Origin of the sequence: Mesorhizobium sp. Mes31, assembly GCF_024519675.1 — a bacterium.
In the GTDB taxonomy this organism is placed as follows: Bacteria; Pseudomonadota; Alphaproteobacteria; order Rhizobiales; family Rhizobiaceae; genus Mesorhizobium.
In genome coordinates this window covers 1-1,194 of the sequence record NZ_JALJRL010000059.1, presented here as the reverse complement: position 1 = coordinate 1,194, position 1,194 = coordinate 1, and the positions used below count along the sequence as shown (strand labels likewise).

The window sequence follows — 1,194 nt, the reverse complement described above, 5'->3', positions numbered from 1 at the left end:
TGAAGAGGCCGTTTGGAGCGCTCTTGGGACAGATTGGCAACGGAGACGTTGGCGTGCAACGCGCCTTCGTCAGATCGCTACAGTTTTCACCGGCATCGCCCACGCATTCCAGGCACAGATTCCGCGCACCTGCAACGCCGCCGCCACCGCCCGCGCTGCCGTCCTGCTACCGACTGGTCGGCCTGCCATGGGCATCGTCCGAAGAGTGTCCAAGTCCACACACGGGGCCGCGCCGGCACGTGGCCGTTGCTCGATCCTGGCATGGAACCCGATTGCTCCAACCACCGATAATGAGGTGGCTAGGTCTTCGTCGGTCTGGTCCACCCGCCTCGCCCGCGCGGGTCTAGGCTCGAACCACGTCCCTGCCGGATTGGTCGGCGGCTGTCATGCCCGCGACCCGGAGATATGCCGTGACGCCGACGGCGGTCGCGCCAATGACGGAAAAGACGATCTGCCAGGTTTCCGAAGGCATCATGTGCTTCGCGATGCCATGGGTGGCATGGTAGCCGGCAACCATCGCGGGAGCGACGAAGACCAGCGTGATCGCCAGCTTCGCCCAGCCTCAGTCAGCGGTTAAGACCAGTCGGCCTTAGAACCCTTGCGAATGGGTTCCGTGGAGCTTCCAATCGTTTGAGACAGCGTCCAGAGCCATCTTGATATGGTCTGGGCTATCAATGCCGCCGCTGAAAAGAGCGATCAGGCGGCGCGCCAAATGCTCCCGCGCTGGGTGCGACCCTTCCATGCCGGCTTGCTCGCAATAGTCGTCTAGAATTCTGGTAAGTGTTGCCAACTGTATCTCGTCAGCCGTTCCGCGAATGGTCATCTCGCATCTCCCTATTGGGCGAAAGCGTGATCGACTCTTTCAAGCGCCCGTATGCCGTGAAAGGCGGACGACTTTAGGATTGTACGCTTCCGACAGTGGGTTAGCGAGTCAATTCCAACCGCTTTGATTTTGTGAGATTCAAACTGATGCAACCGTATTCTTGCATCGCCAGGCGCGATGTTCGCCCCCGTCATGGGGCGAACGGGTCGATTTCGCTGATGATGGCGGTGTCGTCGCCGTCATACTCGTTCGCCGGTACGACCGAGAGAGTGCCGTCGCCGGCACGAAAGATGACGATGGCGACCATGAGGGTGGTGGCGAGGCTGAAGGCGAAGGCATGTGCGTCGGCGAAGGACATCGATCCGGCTCCT

General features: G+C 60.9%; 1 protein-coding gene and 2 pseudogenes. All 3 read right to left on the bottom strand.

Features of this window, described 5'->3' with window-relative positions; translation table 11 throughout:
• Positions 1-343: 343 nt before the first annotated feature.
• Positions 344-559, bottom strand: a pseudogene (locus NR193_RS33270) (hypothetical protein); the annotation flags it as partial.
• A gap of 30 nt (positions 560-589) precedes the next feature.
• Positions 590-823, bottom strand: coding sequence for a hypothetical protein (locus NR193_RS33265; RefSeq protein WP_256754881.1), 234 nt, complete (start codon positions 821-823; stop codon positions 590-592).
• Between the two features lie 190 nt (positions 824-1,013).
• Positions 1,014-1,194: pseudogene (locus NR193_RS33260) on the bottom strand (hypothetical protein); the annotation flags it as partial.

What these genes read in the sequence shown, in the direction of transcription:
- NR193_RS33265 (WP_256754881.1), bottom strand. Translation starts at nt 823, where the DNA reads ATGACCATTCGCGGAACGGCTGACGAGATACAGTTGGCAACACTTACC.